Here is a 16,135-nt window from a genome sequence, read left to right as displayed (position 1 = left end):
TGGGTTGGGTGGAGTGAGCTGCGGGGCATCCGGGTGGGGTGGGCACCTCGGGCGGGGCCGGCTACCGCGCGACCCGCTCCGCGGCCAACCGCCGCAGGATCCCCTCGAGCCAGTGCACGGCAGGCGGCACCGGACCACGCCGCGTCACGAACGACACGCGCCGCTCCCCGAGATCCTGCACCGCGGGTCGCAGCACCACGTCGAAGTCCGCGTCGACGGCCGCTGCGGTCGTGAGCGCGCAGCCGAGGCCCTCCGCGACCAGGCCGTGGATCATTGTGAGATCGTCGGTGCGCATCACCTCGCGCACCGGGCGGCCGAGCGAGTGATACACGCGCCGCAGCACCCGATCCGACGCCTCATCGGGGTTGCGGCTGCACACCCACGCCGTTTCGGCGAGCTCGGCGAAGTCGACCTCCTCCCGGTCGCCGAGCGGCCCGTGCTTCGCCACCATCACCCGGTACGGCTCCGACAGCAGGGTCGTGCGCTCAACGTCTGGTACTTCGAGCGCGAGGTCATCAGACACGTCGTAGATGAGTCCGGCGTGCACCTCGCCTCCGCGGAGCAGGCGGAGCACCTCGGTCGGCTCGGCCTCCACCACCTCCACCCGCACCGAGGTGCGCTGCTGCAGCTGCGCGATCGCGGCGGGCATGAGCCGCGCACCGAGCGACGAGAACGTGCCAACGCGGAGCGTCACGACGCCGGCGTCGCGCTGATCCGCCACCGATCGTTCCGCGCGCTCGATGCGGGTGAGCACGGGAGCGATCTCGGCGGCGAACGCGGCACCGAGCGGGGTGAGGCGCGCACCGCGCCGATCCCGCTCGACGAGCCGCACGCGCAGATGAGCCTCAAGCGCGCGCAGGTGGTGCGTGACCGTCGGCACCCCGTACTCGAGCGCCTCGGCGGCCTGCGTGAGGCTGCCGTGCTCGCGGATCGCGAGCAGCACGCGGAACTGCTGAAGCGTCATCATGCGCCCAGTTTACGACATAGCCACTATGAGACCACGCGCGAAAACATGATACGTGGCATAGGATCGCGCGGAAACCTACGCTGGTGCCATGCAGATCGCCCCCGTTTCACAGGCCGCTCCCGAAACGCCAGCCGCGGCATCGGTTGTCCCCCCAGCGCACCAGTACGAGACCCCGTACGCCGACGCGATTCGCGCGCTCGCGCAGCACGACTGGCAGCGACTGCACGTGCCAGGCCACCAGGCGAACCCCGAGAACGCGCCGGGCGTCGCGAGCCTGGTCGGCGAGGCGGCCCTCGCGGTCGACTTCCCGATGCTCTTCAGCGGCGTCGACCAGGAGACCTGGCGACTCGTCACGCCCGGCCGCGTCACGCCGCTCATGCGCGCGCAGGAGCTCGCAGCCGAGGCCTGGGGCGCGAGCCGCACCTGGTTCATCACGAACGGCGCGTCGGGCGGCAACCACGTCGCTACCACCGTGGTGCGCGGCCTCGGCACCGAGCTCGTCGTGCAGCGCAGCGTGCACTCCAGCGTCATCGACGGCATGACCCACGTTGGCCTCACGCCCCACTTCGTCACCGGCTACGTTGACACCGGATTGGGATCCGCGCACGGCGTTACCGCCGAGCAGGTCGAGGCGGTGCTCAGCGAGCACCCCGACAGCTCCGCCGTGTACATCGTCTCCCCCAGCTACTTCGGCGCGGTCGCCGACATCGCGGCGATCTCGCGCGTCGCGCACGACCACGGCGTCCCCCTCATCGTCGACGAGTCGTGGGGCTCGCACTTCGGCCTGCACCCGAGGCTGCCCATCAACGCGGCGCGGCTCGGCGCCGACCTCGTGGTCTCGAGCACGCACAAGGCGGTCGGCTCGCTTACGCAGTCGGCCATGATCCAGCTGGGCCACGGCTCCTTCGCTGAGGATCTCGCCCCGCTCGTCGACCGCGTCGTGCGCTCGCACCAGTCGACGAGCTGCAGCGCGCTCCTCCTCGCCTCGCTGGACGAAGCGCGCAAGAACATCGTGACGCGCCCCGAGCTCGTCGAGCGCGCTATCGACACCGCCGAGGAGATCCGCCGCCGCGTGCGCGCCGACCGTCGCTTCCGCGACGCCACCCCCGACATCCTCGCGAGCCCCGACGCCGTGACGAACGACCCGTTCAAGGTCCTCATCGACACCCGCGGCGCGGGCATCACCGGCAGCGACGCCCACTACCAGCTGCTGCGCGACCACAAGATCTACGCGGAGCTGTCAACCCCGTCGGCGCTACTGCTGCTCGTCGGGGCGATCTCCCCCGTCGACGTCGACCGGTTCTGGGACGCGCTGCAGGCGCTCCCCGAGGCGGCCATCGAGCCCGAGCGGCCCATCGTGCTGCCCGCCCCGTGCGAGCGCGCCATGGGACTCGGCGAAGCGTTCTACAGCCCCGTCGAGATGGTGCCGTTCGATCAGGCGGTCGGCCGCGTCTCCGCGGACTCACTCGCCGCATACCCGCCCGGCGTGCCGAACGTGCTGCCCGGCGAGATCCTGAGCGCCGAGGTCGTCGACTTCCTCCGCGCCACGGGCGCAGCCCCATCCGGCTACGTCCGCGGTGCAGCAGATCCCGCGCTCGCCACGTTCAGGGTCGTGGCGTAGCGACCACTACAATCACCTGGTCACCCTTCGAATACCAGCGCCGCATCCTGGCGCGCCAGAAAACCCACACAAGGGAGTGTCATGTCAACGACAGCCACCAGCTCGCCGACCGGCGGGATGCAGCGCGGCCTGAAAAACCGCCACCTGCAACTCATCGCGATCGGGGGTGCGATCGGCACGGGCCTGTTCCTCGGATCGGGCAAGCTGATCAGCGTGTCCGGCCCGGCGATCATCTTCGTCTACATGGTGATCGGCTTCTTCGTCTTCTTCATCATGCGCGCCCTCGGCGAGCTGCTGCTGTCGAACCTGAACTACCACACCTTCGGGGACATCGCGAAGGACATGCTCGGCCCGTGGGCCGGCTTCTTCGTGTCGTGGAACTACTGGTTCTCGTGGGTGATCGCGTGCGTGGCCGACATCATCGCCATCACCGCATACGTGCAGTGGTTCAACCCCGAGATCCCGAGCTGGTTGCCCGCACTCATCACCGCCGGCGTGCTGCTCATCCTCAACCTGCAGCCCGTGAAGTGGTTCGGTGAGACCGAGTTCTGGTTCGCGATCCTGAAGATCGTCGCGATTCTCAGCCTGATCGCCGTTGGCCTCATCCTTGTACTGACCGGCTTCACGAGCCCCGAGGGCACCCAGGCCTCGTTCGCGAACCTGTGGGAGCACGGCGGCATGTTCCCGATGGGGGCGAGCGGCTTCGTGCTCGGCTTCCAGATGGGCATCTTCTCCTTCATCGGCGTGGAGATGGTCGGCACCGCGGCCGCCGAGACCGAGAACCCCCGAAAGACCCTCCCGAAGGCGATCAACTCGATCGTGCTGCGCATCCTCATCTTCTACGTTGGCGCCCTCGCCATCATCATGAGCGTGACCCCCTGGAACCAGATCGAGGCGGACAAGAGCCCGTTCGTCACGACGCTCGCGCTCGCCGGCTTCGGGCTCGCCGCGGCAGCGATCCAGCTCGTCGTCCTCACCTCTGCGGCGTCGAGCGCGAACGGTGGCCTCTACTCGGGCACCCGCATGCTCTTCGGCCTGTCGAAGGACGGGCACGCGCCGAAGTCGTTCGCGCTCACCGACGCGCGCGGCGTGCCGCGCGGCTCCGTGTTCTTCACGAGCGTGTTCCTGTTCGCGGCGATCCCGCTCCTGTTCGCCGGCGATGGCGTGGTGGCAGCCTTCACGTTCGTGTCGTCGATGTGCGCGACGATGATCCTCTTCACCTGGGGCTCGATCGTGGTGAGCTACATCGTGTACCGCAGGCGTTTCCCCGAGCGCCACGCCACCTCGGGCTTCAAGATGCCGCTGTCGCGCATCATGCCGTGGGCCGTGCTCGCCTTCTTCGTGTTCATCGCCGGCACGCTGCTCTACGGTGAGGACACCCGTCCCCCGTTCCTCGCGACGCCGTTCTGGTTCCTCCTGCTCGCCATCCTGTGGCAGCTGCGCAAGCGGAAGCTGCTCCGCGAGGGGCGGCCGCTGACCGCGGCGATCGCGCTGCCGGATGTGGCTGAGGGTGAAGCTGAGGCTGAGGCTGAGGACGCGCGGCGCTAGGCGCCTCACTTTCACGCGGAGAAATTCGGGATCTCGGACCCGATCCCCAGGGATCACCCGAGATTTCGAATTTCTCCGCGTATTGCGTTGCGGACGCCCGCCCGCGCACGCGCCCCCGCCCGCGCCCCCGCCCGGGCACGCACGTCTCGCCTCCCCCGCTCCGCACCCCCGCGCAGCTCACTACAATCAGAATTGCACCCCTCGGGATGGGAGAAATCATGAGCGAGACCACGTCCGGCGCGCACGAAGAGCTGCAGCGCGGGCTGAGCAACCGTCACCTCCAGCTGATCGCCATCGGCGGCGCGATCGGCACCGGCCTGTTCCTCGGCTCGGGCAAGGTGATCAGCCTCACCGGCCCCTCCGTCCTCTTCATCTATGCCGTGATCGGCTGCATGATGTTCCTCCTCATGCGCGCCCTCGGCGAGCTCCTGCTCTCGAACCTCAACTACAAGACCTTCGGCGACATCGCGAAGGACCTGATCGGCCCGTGGGCCGGCTACTTCGTGTCGTGGACCTACTGGATCACCTGGGTGGTGATCTGCGTTGCCGACATCATCGCGATCACGAGCTACGTCTCCTACATCAACGCGTCGATCCCGCCGTGGCTGCCCGCCGCCATCACCGCCGCCGTGCTCATGGTGCTCAACCTGCAACCGGTGCGATTCTTCGGCGAGTTCGAGTTCTGGTTCTCCCTCGTGAAGATCATCGCGATCCTCGCCCTCATCGCAACCGGAATCGTGCTGCTCACGACCGGATTCCAGAACCCGGACACCGGCACGCAGGCCGCACTCTCCCATCTCTGGGATCACGGCGGCATGTTCCCGTTCGGCGCGAGCGGTTTCCTGCTCGGCTTCCAACTCGGCATCTTCTCGTTCATCGGCGTCGAGCTCGTCGGCACCGCGGCCGCCGAGACGAAGGATCCGCACCACAACCTGCCGCGCGCGATCAACTCGATCGTGGTGCGCGTGCTCATCTTCTACATCGGCGCACTCACGGTGATCATGGCGATCACCCCGTGGGATCAGCTCGATCCGGAGCAGAGCCCCTTCGTCACGACGTTCGCGTACGCGGGCTTTGGGGCGGCCGCGTTCGCGATCAACCTGGTGGTGCTCATCTCGGCCGCCTCGAGCGCGAACTCCGGGTTCTACTCGGGGACGCGCATGATGCACGCGCTCGCGCACGACGGTCACGCGCCGGGCAGCTTCGCGCTCACGGACTCGCGCGGGGTGCCCCGCCGAGCGGTGTTCTTCTCGGCGGTGTTCGTGTTCTCGTCCGTACCGATCCTGCTCCTCGGGGACAGCGTCATCGAGGCGTTCACGTTCGTCACCTCCGTCGCATCGACGTTCATCCTCTTCATCTGGAGCATGATCGCCATCTCCTTCATCCAGTACCTGCGGAAGCATCCGGAGCGCCACGCGAGCTCCGCGTTCAAGACCCCGCTGCCTCGCATCGTGCCCTGGATCGTGCTCGCCTTCTTCGCGTTCATCCTGGTGACACTGTTCCTCGCGGAGGACACTCGGCTGCCGCTGCTCTTCACGCCCGTGTGGTTTGTCGGGCTCGCGATCAGCTGGCAGTTCACGAAGCGCCGTCTGCTGCGCAACGGCCAGCCGCTCACCGCTGCCGTCGAGCTGCCGAGCACCGGCCACTAGTGCGTGGTGCCGGCGGGACTCCCCCGCCGGCACCACGCGATCAGCGCGCCGCGGCGATGCGCGCCGTGTGCAGCTGGTGCGCTTCGAGTTCGGTCTCGACGTTCGGCTCCGAGCCGGCGAGCGGCTTGCCCGAGGTCTCCGGGATGAGGCGGATCGCGATCAGGCCGATCACGGACATCCCCATCAGGTAGAAGGCCGCGGCAGCCGGGTTGCCCGTCGCACGCACGAGCGTGTCGATGACGAGTGGCGCAGTGCCGCCGAACAGGGCGATCGAGATGTTGTACGAGACCCCGAGGCTCGTGTTCCGCGACGCGGTCGGGAACAGCGCGGGGTACGTCGCCGCGAGGGTGCCCATGTACAGCGCGACCGGGATCCCGATCAGCGCGAGCCCGGCGATGATCGCGAGCGGCGCATCGGATCCGATCAGCACGAATGCCGGGAAGCTGAGCAGCACGATCCAGATCGCGGCCGCGGTGAGCACCGGCTTTCGCCCCACGCGGTCAGAGAGCATCCCGACGAACGGCATCAGGCAGGCCATCAGCAGCATGAGCGGCAGGGAGAACAGGTTGCCCTGCACCGCGTCGTGCTCGAGCACCGTCGAGAGGTACGTCGGCATGTACGAGGTGAACGCGTAGCCCGCGGTGTTGGCCGCCGCGACCAGCATGATGACGAGCAGCATCGGGCGCCAGTTCGCGGCGAACACGCGCAGCGGGTTGACGCGCAGCGCAGCCTGCCCGGTCGCGGCGTGCTCGGCGGCGAGCGCCGCGAAGTGCGGGGACTCCTCCACGCGCATGCGCAGGTAGACCGCGACGAGGCCGAGCGGGCCCGCGATGAGGAAGGGCACGCGCCAGAGCCCCTCCTCCATGGCCGACTGGCCGAACATGACCTGCATCGCGGTGACGATCGCTGCGCCGAGCACGAAGCCGAGGTAGCTGCCGCCGTCGAGGAATGCCGCGTAGAACCCGCGCTTCTTGTCCGGCGCCGACTCGGTGATGAACGTGAGCGCGCCGGTGAACTCGCCGCCGGCGGAGAAGCCCTGCAGGATCTTCAGTGCGACGAGCAGCACCGCCGCGAGCGATCCGATCGCCGCGTGGCCGGGCAGCAGGCCGATCAGGAACGTCGCGACCGCGACGAGGGTGAGCGTGAGGAACAGCACACGCTTGCGCCCGATCTTGTCGCCGAGCCAGCCGAAGAAGAGCCCGCCGAGCGGGCGGAAGAGGTAGGTGCTGGCGAACGTGCCCAGCATGAAGATGACCTGGGTCGCGCGGTCGGCGTCCGGGAGGAAGACCGGGCCGAGCGTGACGATCAGGTACCCGAACACCCCGACGTCGTACCACTCCATCACATTGCCGACGAAGGTGCCGCGCACCGCCCGCCGCAACTCCTGCTTGCGGACCACATTGATGGTCCCGGTATCGAGGCGCGCGGGGGCCGCGTCGCGCTGTGTCGTCATCGCATTCACTCCTTTGTTCATGGTCTCACGTGGCGCTGCCGTTGGCCGGCAGCGCGCAGGTCACTTCGCCGCGGGCTCCTGGCCGAATACCGCGAAGTAGTAGCAGAGGTATGCCGCGAGGGTCGCGGTCATGTCCTGGTGGTCGGTCATCGGGTTCACCTCGGTCACGGCGAACGAGTCGCAGTGCGGGGCGAGCGCCGCGATCGTGTCGATCGCCTGGCGTGACGTGATCCCGCCCGGTTCGAGGGCGCCGGCCCCTGGCGCGTGCGCGGGATCGATGGCGTCGATGTCGAAGGACAGGTGCACGTGGTCGGCTCCCGCGATTCGATCGAGGATCCTGGCGACCGCGGCGCCCGTGCCGATCTCGGTGAACTCCGCCGCGGTGATGCGCGCAAGCCCGGAGTCCGCGAGGTAGTCGTGCGACGAGGGGAAGTTGAAGTGCCGGAGCCCGACCTGGATGCTGTGCTCGGTGCTCGCGCGCGGGAGTTCGAGCGAGCGTCGCATGCCGCTCGACTGGCTGTGCGTGCCCTGCTGCACGTTCTCATCCATGACGTCGAGGTGCGCGTCGAAGTGGATCACCGCGACCGAGCCGCTCGTTGCGTCGTGCAGGCCCTGGGTTCCCGCGAACAGGAAGCAGTCGTCGCCCCCGAGCAGGATCGGGACGTTGCCGGCGCGCACGCTCTCGCTGACCCGCGCGCTCGTGTTGGCGAGCGTGGTCATCAGGTCGTGGGCGACCACCTCAGCGTCGCCGCCGTCGCTGAGCTTCGGCGCCGCGTGGAGCGCCCCCGTTTCGAGGGAGAACACCTGCTCGTTCTCCACGCGCTGCGTGATCCAGCCGAGCGCGTGCCGAATCCGCTCTGGCGCGAAACGCGAGCCGGGGAAGCCGAGCGTTGACGCACCGTCGAAGGGGGCGCCGATCAGTTCGAAGCTGCGTGCGGATGCGGACATGGTGGGACTCCTCGTCGTGGCGTGCGGGTGGGAGTTCCAGCATGGCGAGCGGGGAGGCGACGCTCAATCACGGAAACCGCGAATGCTCGATCAGAGTTCACTAAGATCGTGATCATGGCCCCCACGCTCGCCGACCTCCTCGCGGAGCCCAGCCTGTCGCTCACCTGCGCGGCCGGGCACCAGCAGCTCCACCGCCCCGTCTCCCAGGTGCACGTCGCCGAGATTCGCGATCCCAGTCCCTGGCTCGCGCGGGATCTCCTCCTCCTCACCACCGGGCTCGTCGAGCGCAGCGACGCTGAGTTGGATCAGTACTTCGCCGCGCTCGCGGCGCGGGGGGTCGCCGCGGTGGGCTTCGGCGTCGGCCTCACCGTCCCGGACATCCCCGCCGCGTGGCTGGCCGCCGCCGACGCGCACGCGATCCCGCTGCTGCGGATCCCACTGTCGACGCCGTACATCGCGGTGTCGGAGTACGTCGCGCGCCGGCACGCCGACCGGCAGCTCGACCAGGTGCGGCAGATGCTCGATGTGCAGCAACGGCTCGCGTACTCGGACGCGACGCCCGCGCAGCAGGAGCAGGGGCTCGAGCGGCTCGGCGCGGAGCTCGAGGCGGCGGTGCTCTGGGCCGCACCCGACGGGATCAGGCAGCTCGCTGCCCCCGGCGCGCGCCTCGACCAGGCTGAGGTCCGCACCGTCGCAACCGAGCTGTCCAGGCACGTCGCGTCGGGCCGCAGCACGGCGAGCAGCTCGATCGGCCAACTGTACGTCCATGTGGCGAGCACCGCGGGATCCCCGATCGCGGTCGTGCGGCGGCGACGCTACACGCCCCTCGAGCAGGGCCTGATCGGGTCGATCGCGACGTTCATCGATCTCTCGCGCGATACGGTGGCGCGCGCCGGCCTCGCCGCGTCGCTCCGCGAGCAGCTCATCGCGGAGGCGGTGTCCGGCAGGATGCAGGCGGACGGCAGGCTCTTCGAGCTCCTCTTCCCCGGCGCCGCCGAGTGCACGGTCGCGTTCTTCGGGCCAGCCGCGCACGCGAGCCAACGCGCGCGGCGCGAGCCGGCCGCCGGGCTGCTCCTCAAGTCCGCGCTCGCGGCGTCACTCACGGCCGGCGTCCCCGCAGCCACTCCGCTCCTCGCCAGCGCGGACGATGGCTTCCTCGTGGTGCTCCCCGCGACGCACGCCGACGCGGCAGCCGCGGCCATCGATCGCTTCATTCGCGCGGAGCGCGGCTCGCTTGCCGAGTGGCGTGCCGGGGTGAGCCGCACCGCCGCGCCCGCCCGCACGCTCGAGCTGTGCGACGAGGCGCGGCGCGCCCACCGCGCGAGCGCCGGCTCCCCCGATCTCCGCGTGCTCACCGTGGCCGACCTCGGCACCGAGGACGAGCTTGCAGACTGGCTGCTCGGGAGCGACGCGCCGCCCGTGTTCAGCGAGTGGCGCGCGCGGCTCGACGGACTAAGCGGCGCGGCACGCGCTCGGGTGTGCGGCGCGCTGCACGCGTTCCTCGCCGCGAACGGCGCGCTCGAACGCGCCGCCGAGGCGCTCGGGGTGCACCGCCAGACGCTCAACGCGCGGCTGCGCGAGGCGGAGCTCACGCTCGGCGTGTCGCTCGACGCTCCGACGGAGCGCGCGCTGCTCTGGCTGGCGTTCGAAACGGGGGCGCTGCCGGGGGCGACCTGAGCGCTGGGAGAGGCTGAGCTCTGGGAGAGGCTGAGCCCTGGGAGGGCCTGAGCGCTGGGGCGACGCGGGACCCCGGAACCACACACCCCACCGGAGAAATCTGATTCCTCGGGCCGATTCTGCATCAGCGCTCCGAGAAACCAAATTTCTCCGGTGGGTTGTGGGTTTGAGGTGCGGGTTGGGGTGCGGGTTGGGGTGCGGGCTGGGGTGTGGGTTGTGGGCGCGAGCCGCCCTACGCGAAGGCCGAGAAGCCCGTGATCTCGCGCCCGATGATGAGCGCCTGCACGGTCTCCGTTCCCTCGTACGTGTGCAGCGCCTCAATGTCGGCAAAGTGCCGGGCAACGCGGTTCTCGAGCAGGATCCCATTCCCACCGAGCAGGTCGCGCGCATCGCGCGCCAGGTCGCGCGCCGTGCGCGTCGCCGTGTACTTGCCGAGCGACGCGCCGGGGCCGGAGAGTTCGCCGCGCTCCTCCGCGCGGGTGAGCTGCATCAGGAGCGTCTGCAGACCGGTGAGCTTGCTCAGCATTTCCGCGAGCCGCGCCTGCACGATCTGCGACGCCGCGAGCGGCCGCCCGAACTGGACGCGCTGCTTCGCGTAGTGCACCGCCGACTCGTACACGGCGGTCGCCTGCCCGAGCGCGGCCCACGCCACCCCGAGCCGCGTGGCCTGCAGCACGCGCGCGGTGTCCTTGAACGAGTTCGCGCCGGGCATCTTCGCGTCGGCGTCGAGTCGCACCCCGTCGAGCTCAATCTCCGCCTGCCAGATGGCGCGCAGCGACATCTTGCCTTCGATGGTGCTCGCGCGGTACCCCGGAGCGTCCTGCGGTACGACGAAGCCCTGCACTTGGCCGTCGTCACCGCGCGCCCACACCACCGCAAGATGGCCGACGCTGCCGGACCCGATCCACTTCTTGTGCCCGGTGAGCACGTAGCCCCCGTCCGCCGCGGACTCGGCGCGCGTCTCGAGGCTCACCGAGTCCGAGCCGTGCGTCGGCTCGGTCAGCGCGAACGCGCCGAGCTCCGAACCACGGGCGAGCGGTTCGAGCCACCGCTCACGCTGGGCCTCGGACCCGCACCAGGCGACCGAACGCAGCGCGAGCCCGCCCTGCACGCCAACGATCGTTGCGACGGAGCCGTCGCCGCGCGCGAGCTCCATCGTGGTGAGGCTCGCGGCGAGCAGGCTCTGTTCGGGGAACCCGGGCACGTCGACGCCGTCGCGGAGCAGGTCGAGCTCACCGAGCCGCACCGCCAGGTGCAGCGGGTACTCCGCGCGATCCCAGATCCCGGCGATGACGGGGCGCACCTCGTCCTGCACGAACGCGCGCGCACGGTCCCGGTATGCGAGATCCTCGGCGGAGATATTGCGGAAGACCCCGGCCACATCGGGATCGATCGGCTCCCACAGCTCGTACTCCGGCTCTTGCGTGCCCTGCGGGGTGGGGCCCGTCCCAGGTTTCGACATGTCGACGTCCTCTCCGCACCGCCCTGGTGCCTGCTCTCGAGCCTGCCTGAGACGCGGTTTCAGGTCAAGCGCCACCGGCACCGCTCTCGGGTTCACACAATTCGTGCGCATCGATCCCGATCAAATGAAACGGAGTCCCACAACCTCGTTGTGTGCTAGCTTCGGCGTATGACTTCGAAGGCAGTGCGTCAGGTCGCGGCACCGGCGAGCGCGGCGGCGGCGATCCGGCGCCTCGCCGAGCGCGGGTACGAGGCGACCACCGCGGAGGATCTCGCCGACGCGGTCGGCATGAGCCGCAGCACCTTTTTCCGCCGCTTCGGCAGCAAGGACGACGTGATCTTCGCGGATCACGACCACGCGCTCGCGCAGCTCGACGCGTTCCTCGGCAGCACCCAGCTGCCGCCGGGCGAGGCGCTCGTGCAGGGCACCGCAGATGTGCTGCGCCTGCTCACCCGGGATCCGGAAGCCGCGCAGCTCCGCTTCGAGCTCATGCGACTCACGCCGGCCCTGCGCGACCGCGAGCTGGTCATCACGCACCGCTACGAGCGGGTGTACGCGCGGTTCATCCGCACGGCGACGCCGCACACGGCGCCCGACTGGGTGGCCCCAGCGCTCTCCGCCTCGCTCGTCGCGGTGCACAACGCGACGCTGCGCGCGTGGCTGCGCGGCAGCGTCACGGACGCCGCCGGCGAGGTGACGCAGGATCTCCGCCGCGTCGCGGGGCTCTACGCGCCATGGCTCGATCCGGCGGGGGCCGGCGCCCCGCAGCGCGTCGTCGTCGCCGTGTACGACGCGATCGGCTCGCCCGACGCCGTGCTCGACGCGGTGGCCGCGCAGCTCGCGCAGTGCCAGCACGCGCGCAGCTGAGATAATCGGTGCCATGAAAGCCCACGAAGTCGTGATGAACTGGGTCACGTCGGAGCTCGCGAGCGGGCGGCTCCACATCGGCGACCATCTGCCCGGCGAGCGGGCACTCGCCGAGACCCTGCAGGTGTCACGCAGCTCGCTGCGCGAGGCGCTGCGGGTCCTTGAGGCGCTCGGCACGATCACCACGGCAACGGGATCGGGGCCGCGCTCCGGCACCATCATCACGGCGGCGCCGGAGCAGGCGTTCGCGCTGTCGCTCAACCTGGAGCTCGCGACGCAGCGCGTTGAGCACGTGCACGTCACCGAGACGCGACTGCTGCTCGAGCACTGGGCAGCACTCCACTCGGCCCCGGAGCAGGTGGACCAGGCGGCGGCGAGCGCGCTGCTCGCGCGCATGGACGAGCCGGGGCTCAGCATCGAGGAGTTTCTCGCACTCGACGCCGAGTTCCACGCGACGCTCTCGCGCGCGGCGGGGAACCCGCTGATCAGCACACTCATGGAGGCGCTCAGACTGGCCATCGCCGATCACACGGCGATGCTCGCACGCGCGCTCCCCGAGTGGCAGTCCACCGCGCAGCGCTTGCGCTCGGAGCACCGGGCGATCCTCGCGGCACTCTCGGGCGGCGACGGCGCCGGCGCCGGCGAGCTGCTTCGCGAGCACATCGCCGGCTACTACTCGGAGACCACCGCCGCCGCGCCACTGCCGGAGGCCGGCGCGCACGCCTGATGGGCGCACGCCGGATCGGCGCACACGCTTGACGGATGCCGGGCGCGCGTCGTACACTTCCTGTGGTCGGACCACACGGTCGGACCACAGGAGGCGCGGCGCACGCTCGCCGCCCGCGATTGGAGTCCAATGGTGCAGCGCCAGTTCCCACGCCCCGCCGAGCTGTTCGAGCTCATGCGATTCAAGGCACCCGAGCTCAACGGCCGCACGCGCCGACTCGACCGCGCACTCACCACCTACGATCTGCGCAGGATCGCCCAGCGACGCACCCCCAAGGCCGCGTTCGACTACACCGACGGCAGCGCGGAGGCGGAAATCTCGCTCGCGCGCGCACGCCAGGCGTTCGAGGACGTCGAGTTCCACCCGGACATCCTGCGCCCGGCGAACAACGTCGACACGTCCACCGAGATCCTGGGCGGCAGCTCCGCGCTCCCCTTCGGCATCGCGCCGACCGGCTTCACCCGCCTCATGCAGACCGAGGGCGAGATCGCCGGCGCCGGCGCGGCGAACGCGGCCGGGATCCCGTTCACCCTCTCCACGCTCGGCACCACCTCGATCGAGGACGTGCGCGCCGCGAACCCGAACGGCCGCAACTGGTTCCAGCTCTACGTGATGCGGGATCGCGACATCTCGTACGGGCTCGTCGAGCGCGCCGCGGCTGCGGGCTTCGACACGCTCATGTTCACGGTCGACACGCCGATCGCCGGCAACCGCATGCGCGACAAGCGCAACGGCTTCTCGATCCCCCCGCAGCTCACCGCGGGCACGATCCTGAACGCGATCCCGCGCCCCTGGTGGTGGTTCGACTTCCTCACCACCCCGAAGCTCGAGTTCGCGTCGCTGTCCACCACGGGCGGCACGGTTGGCGAACTCCTCAACTCGGCGATGGATCCCACGATCTCCTACGACGACCTCGCGGTGATCCGCGAGCTCTGGCCGGGCAAGCTCGTCGTGAAGGGCGTGCAGAACGTCCCCGACGCGGTGCGGCTCGTGGAGCACGGCGTCGACGGCATCGTGCTCTCGAACCACGGCGGACGCCAGCTCGACCGCGCCCCGATCCCGTTCCACCTGCTCCCCAACGTGGTGCGCGAGGTGGGGCGCGACGCGAACATCATGGTCGACACGGGCATCATGAACGGCGCCGACATCGTCGCGTCGATCGCGCTGGGCGCGAGCTTCACGCTCGTGGGGCGCGCCTACCTCTACGGCCTCATGGCCGGCGGACGCCAGGGCGTCGACCGGATGATCGCGATCCTGCAGAGCGAGATCGAGCGCACGATGACGCTGCTCGGCGTCTCCTCGCTCGCGGAGCTCGAGCCCCGGCACGTGACGCAGCTCACGCGCCTCGCGCCTACACCGGTGACGCCGCCCGAGCGGGCGTAGCTCCCCCGCTACCGCCTCCCCCATACTCCCAACGCCCGTCCGGAACCGCCCACCCGGATGGGCGTTGGTGACACGCGGGGGTCTTACGCGCGCAAATTGGCAAGGAAGGGCACTCAATACGACAACGAATGCGCTCAGCGCTCAAAAGGTGCCTCCGGCCGGGTCGTAGCCTGATCCCCGCGTCTCCCATCCGGCCGACGCTCCGACGCACGGAGAGGAACTGATGCGCTCCCATGCACGCACCGCCGGCACCATCACCGCAACACTGATCCTGGGGGCAATCGCCATCCCCGCACTTCCCGCGGCGGCGCTCGATCCCCCGCCGCCGGGCAAGGCCGAGGGCAGCGGGGAGTACGGCCTCATCGGCGACAGCGGGCTCACGGTTCCCGGCATCTACGGCGTCGCGCTCAACACGGACGGCAGCATCTGGCACACCGTCACCGAGGGACCAGAGCGCGGGATCGTGGAGTACCGCCCGCGCCCGTACTCCCCCGAGGACGGCGACTACCTGGGCGGCGGCGCATACGCCGACGGCACCGGCTACCTCGGGGCAGGCTGGGAGTCCCCCGTCCGTTACACCCACCGCGACAGCACCGCGGCCGATCCAGCAGGCGGCACCGAGATCTGGGCCGAACCGCGGGGCATTGAGGCCCTGCCTGGCGGCGGCATCGCGGTGAGCGACACGAACGGCACGACGAGCACGCCGCCCGGCACCATCCTCTTCTACGACTCGGCGCACGAGCAGGTGCTCGGCAACGCCGGTGTGGGTGGGGACGAGGGGTGCACGCAGCTCGCCGCAGGTGAGCTCGCATGGGGCCCCTACTTTGCGGTGCTCAACGACGTGCTCTACGCGCCCTACCAGGGCTGCAACGTGGTGAGCGTGTTCTCCGCGCCCGACGGTGAGCCGCTCTTCCGACTCACCGGAACCGGGCAGACCGCTGGGCTGCAGCCCAATCCGCCGACGACGGACGGACCAGGCGGGCTCGCCGCCGTCTACGGAGTCTCCACCGACGGGGCCGCGATCTACACCTCCGACCTCGGGCTCGACCGCACCACCCAGGTTGGGCTCGTGCAGCGCTGGTTCCCCGATCCGGAGACCGAGTCCTGGCGCATGGACACCGAGTTTGGCCAGGACGGCGCGATCGCGTTCCCCGGCGAGCTGATCTACGAGACCATTCCGGCCGGCGATGAGCTCTTCGTGATCCCGCAGAGCGGGCCGATCCACCGCGTCGACCGCAGCGGCGCGGCGCTCGGCGACGTCCAGGTGCGCGACGTCCCCTACACCTCGGCGCGCGACCTCCAGGTCACTCCCGAGGGCTGGCTCGTCATGACCGCGAAGGGCGAGCACAGCCTCCGCATCCTCGCGCTCAGCCCGGAGCCGCTGGAGCACCTCAGCGCGGAGCCCGCGGCGGAGGGTGGGAGCGTCGAGCTCGCGTGGGATCCGATTCCCACCGAGTACGGGCACGCACCCGTGCTCGACTACGTGATCGAGATCGCCGAGGCCGGGAGCGATGACTGGCGCGTCATCGATCGGGATCCGAGCACGGCCACGACCGCAACGCTCTCGGACCTCACCCCGGGATCCCACCAGTTCCGGGTCACGCCGTACAGCGAGGCTGGGGCGGGCGATCCGCAGATCGTCGAGGCCGAGGTGGGCGAGCCCACCACGCCGGAACCGCCGACGCCGCCGGGACCATCGACGCCGCCGCCGACCGACCCGCCAACGACCACCACGCCAGGCCCCACGCCGCCCGAACCGGCCGAGCCGCGCGCACCCATCACGAGCGGCACCACGGAGCCCGGGGCGGACGGGGCTCCTGGCGCGCCGCTCGC

General features: G+C 70.1%; 12 protein-coding genes. 8 read left to right on the top strand and 4 right to left on the bottom strand.

Annotated elements, in window-relative coordinates; all coding sequences use genetic code 11:
• Positions 1 to 61: 61 nt before the first annotated feature.
• Entirely contained in the window at positions 62 to 967 is a 906-nt protein-coding gene (locus EGM46_RS09915) for a LysR family transcriptional regulator (RefSeq protein WP_164512858.1), read from the bottom strand.
• 88 nt (positions 968 to 1,055) lie between these two features.
• Between EGM46_RS09915 and EGM46_RS09910 the strand changes: the two genes are divergently transcribed.
• The 3 genes from EGM46_RS09910 to EGM46_RS09900 all read left to right on the top strand — a co-directional run bounded on the left by EGM46_RS09910 (position 1,056) and on the right by EGM46_RS09900 (position 5,785).
• The gene (locus EGM46_RS09910) at positions 1,056 to 2,588 is read left to right on the top strand and encodes an aminotransferase class I/II-fold pyridoxal phosphate-dependent enzyme (protein ID WP_125099996.1); all 1,533 of its coding nucleotides are present in this window, start codon (positions 1,056 to 1,058) and stop codon (positions 2,586 to 2,588) included.
• An 81-nt stretch (positions 2,589 to 2,669) separates the two neighbouring features.
• Complete coding sequence (locus EGM46_RS09905; protein ID WP_125099995.1) at positions 2,670 to 4,136, top strand: amino acid permease; 1,467 nt, start codon at positions 2,670 to 2,672, stop codon at positions 4,134 to 4,136.
• A gap of 218 nt (positions 4,137 to 4,354) precedes the next feature.
• Positions 4,355 to 5,785, top strand: coding sequence for an amino acid permease (locus tag EGM46_RS09900; protein ID WP_125099994.1), 1,431 nt, complete (start codon positions 4,355 to 4,357; stop codon positions 5,783 to 5,785).
• A 40-nt stretch (positions 5,786 to 5,825) separates the two neighbouring features.
• On the opposite strand, the gene EGM46_RS09895 is transcribed toward EGM46_RS09900, so the two are convergent.
• Positions 5,826 to 7,238: an MFS transporter gene (locus EGM46_RS09895; RefSeq protein WP_125099993.1), complete on the bottom strand. Its 1,413-nt coding sequence runs from the start codon at positions 7,236 to 7,238 to the stop codon at positions 5,826 to 5,828.
• Between the two features lie 60 nt (positions 7,239 to 7,298).
• Positions 7,299 to 8,186: an arginase family protein gene (locus EGM46_RS09890; RefSeq protein ID WP_125099992.1), complete on the bottom strand. Its 888-nt coding sequence runs from the start codon at positions 8,184 to 8,186 to the stop codon at positions 7,299 to 7,301.
• Positions 8,187 to 8,300: 114 nt separating this feature from the next.
• Here EGM46_RS09890 and EGM46_RS09885 point away from each other — a divergent pair, with 114 nt between their 5' ends.
• Complete coding sequence (locus tag EGM46_RS09885) at positions 8,301 to 9,863, top strand: PucR family transcriptional regulator (RefSeq protein ID WP_125099991.1); 1,563 nt, start codon at positions 8,301 to 8,303, stop codon at positions 9,861 to 9,863.
• 232 nt (positions 9,864 to 10,095) lie between these two features.
• On the opposite strand, the gene EGM46_RS09880 is transcribed toward EGM46_RS09885, so the two are convergent.
• Complete coding sequence (locus EGM46_RS09880; protein ID WP_125099990.1) at positions 10,096 to 11,325, bottom strand: acyl-CoA dehydrogenase family protein; 1,230 nt, start codon at positions 11,323 to 11,325, stop codon at positions 10,096 to 10,098.
• A gap of 168 nt (positions 11,326 to 11,493) precedes the next feature.
• Here EGM46_RS09880 and EGM46_RS09875 point away from each other — a divergent pair, with 168 nt between their 5' ends.
• The 4 genes from EGM46_RS09875 to EGM46_RS09860 all read left to right on the top strand — a co-directional run.
• The gene (locus tag EGM46_RS09875) at positions 11,494 to 12,192 is read left to right on the top strand and encodes a TetR/AcrR family transcriptional regulator (protein WP_125099989.1); all 699 of its coding nucleotides are present in this window, start codon (positions 11,494 to 11,496) and stop codon (positions 12,190 to 12,192) included.
• A 13-nt stretch (positions 12,193 to 12,205) separates the two neighbouring features.
• Positions 12,206 to 12,919 (top strand): FadR/GntR family transcriptional regulator, encoded by a 714-nt coding sequence (locus tag EGM46_RS09870; RefSeq protein WP_125099988.1) that lies wholly within the window; start codon positions 12,206 to 12,208, stop codon positions 12,917 to 12,919.
• Positions 12,920 to 13,048: 129 nt separating this feature from the next.
• Positions 13,049 to 14,302: an alpha-hydroxy acid oxidase gene (locus tag EGM46_RS09865; protein WP_125099987.1), complete on the top strand. Its 1,254-nt coding sequence runs from the start codon at positions 13,049 to 13,051 to the stop codon at positions 14,300 to 14,302.
• A 223-nt stretch (positions 14,303 to 14,525) separates the two neighbouring features.
• Positions 14,526 to 16,135 (top strand): fibronectin type III domain-containing protein (locus tag EGM46_RS09860; RefSeq protein WP_206427550.1); only part of this gene is annotated, 1,610 nt, incomplete at its 3' end.

It is taken from the genome of Leucobacter chromiireducens (assembly GCF_003917135.1).
GTDB lineage: Bacteria > Actinomycetota > Actinomycetes > Actinomycetales > Microbacteriaceae > Leucobacter > Leucobacter chromiireducens_A.
The sequence above is the reverse complement of the archived record's forward strand: the minus strand, read 5'-3'. Positions and strand labels throughout refer to the sequence as shown.